Source organism: Corallococcus sp. AB049A (assembly GCF_003668885.1).
Lineage (GTDB): Bacteria > Myxococcota > Myxococcia > Myxococcales > Myxococcaceae > Corallococcus > Corallococcus interemptor.
In genome coordinates, this window is sequence record NZ_RAWL01000604.1 from 1 (window position 1) to 4,032 (window position 4,032).

The 4,032-nt window shown below is 71.8% G+C and carries 3 protein-coding genes; all 3 read left to right on the forward strand.

Annotated features, from left to right (window positions below):
- The first annotated feature begins 122 nt into the window (after window positions 1–122).
- Entirely contained in the window at window positions 123–983 is an 861-nt protein-coding gene (locus D7X55_RS36965; protein ID WP_121725484.1) for an alpha/beta fold hydrolase, read from the forward strand.
- A gap of 112 nt (window positions 984–1,095) precedes the next feature.
- The gene (locus D7X55_RS36970) at window positions 1,096–2,412 is read left to right on the forward strand and encodes a S41 family peptidase (RefSeq protein ID WP_407921814.1); all 1,317 of its coding nucleotides are present in this window, start codon (window positions 1,096–1,098) and stop codon (window positions 2,410–2,412) included.
- Between the two features lie 67 nt (window positions 2,413–2,479).
- Window positions 2,480–4,032, forward strand: a 1,553-nt coding sequence (locus tag D7X55_RS36975; protein ID WP_121725486.1) for a PEGA domain-containing protein, incomplete at its 3' end; no start/stop codon positions are given.

Genomic DNA, 4,032 nt, shown 5'->3' on the forward strand with positions numbered 1-4,032 from the left:
CCCCTGGCTGGCCCCCATCCCCGCGGCCGGGACGCCCTGACACTGTCTGTTTTGATGCGCTGCGTCCAAGATGGAGGAGCGTTAGAAGCTGACGGTCGTCGGTGGACGAAGGAGGCCCTCGCGTGGACCTGATGGGTGGGATGCAAGAGGCGATGCGCCGCGTGCTCGTTGCGCGGGGCGTGGAGTCGGAGACGGTGACCGTGGGTGGGCAGGCGGTGCACCACTACGCGCTGGAGGGGCAGGGCAAGGGCCCTCCGGTGGTGCTGGTGCACGGGCTGGGCGGCTCCGCCAACGGCTTCGGGCGCACGTTCTTCGGGCTGGCGAAGCGCTTCTCGCGCGTGCTCGCGCCGGACCTGCCGGGTCACGGCTTCTCCGGCGAGTACTGCGGCGGCCCCACCTGCGTGCAGAGCCAGTTCGACGTGCTGCGCGCCTACTTCGAGGACGTGGTGAAGACGCCTGCCCTCGTGGTGGGCAACTCGCTGGGCGGGGCCATGGCCGTCAACCTGGCGGCCCAGCACTCGGCCTGGGTGAGGGCCCTGGCGCTGGTGGCCCCCGCGGGCGCGGAGCTGACGCCTGATGCGCTGGCGGCGCTCCTGGGACACTTCGCGGTGAAGTCCAGCGCGGACGTCCGCGCCCTGACGCGCAAGCTCTTCCACCAGCCGCCCCTGGGCGCGCTGCTGCTCGCTCCGGCGCTGCGCAGGCTCTACACGACGCCCACGGTGCAGGCGCTCGCGGCGGACGCGCTCGCGACGCAGGCGAGCATCGCGCCCCAGGCGGTGCGAGATTTGAAGATGCCGGTGCTCTTCCTCTGGGGCGGCAGCGAGCGGCTGCTGCCGCCGGAAATCCTCGCCTGGTACCGGCTGCACCTGCCCGCCCAGGCGGAGGTGCACGTGGTGGAGGGCTTTGGCCACGTGCCGCAGATGGAGCGGCCGGACGCGTTCGTGTCCCACCTGGTGGGCTTCGCGGACCGGGCCCGCCTCTAAGGGCGGGAATCGTCCGGCGGGCCGGGTGTAGACTCGGAAGGCCTTGCGACGGCCCCTTCCACCCGACCCCCGAGGACGCGCTCCCGTGATTCGTTTCCCGAAGCCGTGGCGCATGGGATTCGCCGCGCTCCTCGTGTGGGGCGCGCCCGCGCTCGCGCAGAAGCCAGGGGACGCGGCCAGCCGGGAGGAGTCCGCCTACCGCCAGCTGGAGCTGTTCGCGCGCGTGCTCTCCTACGTGGAGAACAACTACGTGGAGAGCGTGGACCGCAAGACGCTCATCCAGGGCGCCATCCAGGGGATGCTGGACACGTTGGATCCGCACACCCTCTTCATGCCCCCGGAAATCTTCCGGGAGATGAAGATCGACACGTCCGGCGAGTTCGGCGGCCTGGGCATCGAAATCGCGCGCAAGGGCGACCGGCTGGTGGTGGTGGCGCCCATCGACGACACGCCCGCGGCGCGCGCGGGCATCAAGGCCGGGGACGAACTGCTCGCCATCGACGGGGAGAGCACCCAGGGCATGGACCTGGCCCGGGCGCTCCAGAAGATGCGCGGACCCGCGGGCGGCCGCGTGCTGCTCACGCTCATGCGCGCGGGCTTCAGCGCCCCCCGGGAGCTGGCCATCCTGCGCGACCACATCCGCATCGTGTCCGTGGAGGGCGCGCTCTACGACGGCATCGGCCACGTGAAGGTGAAGAACTTCCAGGACCGCACGGACCTGTCGCTGAAGAAGGAGCTGGACCGGCTGCGCGCGCTCAACGGAGGCAAGGAGCTGGATGGCCTGGTGCTGGACCTGCGCAACAACCCCGGCGGCCTGTTGGATCAGGCCGTGGCCATGAGCGACCGCTTCCTGCCGGGCAACCTGCCCATCGTGTCCACGCGCGGGCGCGACGGCCGCAATGCCTCGGAGGAGAAGAGCCGCGACCGCGACACGGAGAAGGACTACCCGCTGGTGGTGCTGGTCAACGCGGGCAGCGCCTCCGCGTCGGAGATTGTCGCGGGCGCGCTCCAGGACCACGGCCGCGCGGTCATCATGGGCACGCAGACCTTCGGCAAGGGCAGCGTGCAGACCCTCATCGAACTGGAGGACGGCTCCGGCCTGAAGCTCACCATCGCGCGCTACTACACGCCCAAGGGCCGCAGCATCCAGGAGAAGGGCATCACGCCGGACTTCCTGGTGCCGGAGGACGCCTCCGGGAAGGGGATCGACGCGCCCCGGGAGAAGGACCTGCGCAGGCACTTCAAGGCGGAGCCGTCCCAGACGACGTCCGAGGTCGCCGCCCAGCCCCGGACGCTGCCCGCGAACCTGAAGGACTGGGCGGTGACGGCGAAGCTGGCGGATCCACAGCTGAAGGTCGCGCTCAACTACCTCCATGGGTTGGCGCCAGGGCCCGCGTCCCGGGCCTCCGGGAGCACCGCGGGTCGCTGAAACCCCCTTTCGAGGTGGCGTTCCGCCTCGCAGTGCGTGTAATGCGCACAGCAACGAGGGAGACCGGATGCGACGTCCTTTCAATCGCGCGCTGCACGCGACGCTCAGTGGCTGGCTGGTGGGAATGCTGGCCATGGGCCCCGCCTTTGCGCAGCAGCAACACGTACCGCTGCGGCTGATGCCGCGAACGCTGCCGTCGGCGACGGGCCCCCGCGTGGCGGTGGTGGCCATTCCCGTGGAGGCCTCGCTCGAGGGTGAGGCGCAGGCGCTGGCGCACTGGGCGGAGCAGGCCGTGGCCCGCTCCGGCCGGATGGAGCTGGTGCGTTTGACGGACGCGCTGGACGCCCAGGGCGCGGCCGCGCGCCAGGCGAAGGCGGTGGAGGGCAACGCCGCGTTCAAGGACGGCGCGAAGGCGTACGACGAACTGGACACCGTGAAGGCGCTCCAGAGCTTCGACAAGGCCGTGAAGGCCTACGAGCAGGCGGACCTGTCGCGCGCGTTCCCGCTGCTCAGCCGCGCACGCGTGATGAAGGCCGCCACCCAGGTGGCCAACGGCGAGAACAAGGCCGCGGAGCTGGAGATGCGCGGCGTGCTCGCGGTGGATCCGCGCGCCACGTTCAACCCGAACTTCTTCCCGCCGGAGGAAGTGGCCTTCGTGGAGAAGGAGCGCAAGGCGCAGCTGGACGGCGCGCAGGCCACGCTCAACGTGCGCACGCAGCCCGCTGGCGCGCAGGTGTTCGTGGACGGCACCTACCGGGGCGTGTCCCCGCTGTCGCTCACGGGCCTGACGCGCGCGGACCACTACGTGACGCTGCTGGCGCCGGGCTACGCCGTGACGGAAGGTCGGGCTCGCGAGGGCGACGCCTCCTTCACGCTCACGAAGCTGCCGGTGCAGCAGCGCTACGCCGCCATCGTGGACCGCATCGCGAAGAACCCCGACGACGAGGAGCGGGACCAGGCGCTGCAGGAGCTGGGCGCGCTCGCGGGCGTGCCGCAGGTGCTGGCGCTGGTGGTGCGCGGCGGCCCGGGCAACGCGCCCCTGACGGTCACCGGCCTGCGGATGGACGTGGCGGACGGCCACAACCAGGCGTACGCGCTGGGCCAGGTGCCGCGCGGCGAGGCCATGGCCACGGGCTCCGAGGCGCTGCTGACGGGGCTGGTGGCCCAGGACGCGGCGCGCGTGGACGGCAAGCCGGTGAAGCACTTCGCCGGCGGCGGAGGCGTGAGCCGCCAGACCGCGGGCTACGTGCTGCTGGCCACGGGCGTGGCGCTCCTGGCGGGCGGCATCTACTTCGGCCTGGAGGCCTCCTCCAAGTCGGACGCGTTCAAGACGGCTCCGCAGGGCAGCACGCGCGCGGAGGACCTGAAGAGCACCGGCAAGACGTACGCGCTGGTGGCGGACATCGGCGTGCTGGCGGGCCTCGTTTCCGCGGGCGCCGGCAGCTACCTGGCGTTCTACAAGAAGAAGGGTGGGGGCTCGTCGTCCAGCGCCCCCGCGAGCACGCCGTCCGAGCGCGCCGCGCCGGCCCGTGACGAAAAGCCCATGAAGGAGGCGCTGCCCATGCCGCCGCCTCCGCCCGCCGCCAAGACGGAGCCGGCCCCCAAGGCGAACGCCACGTC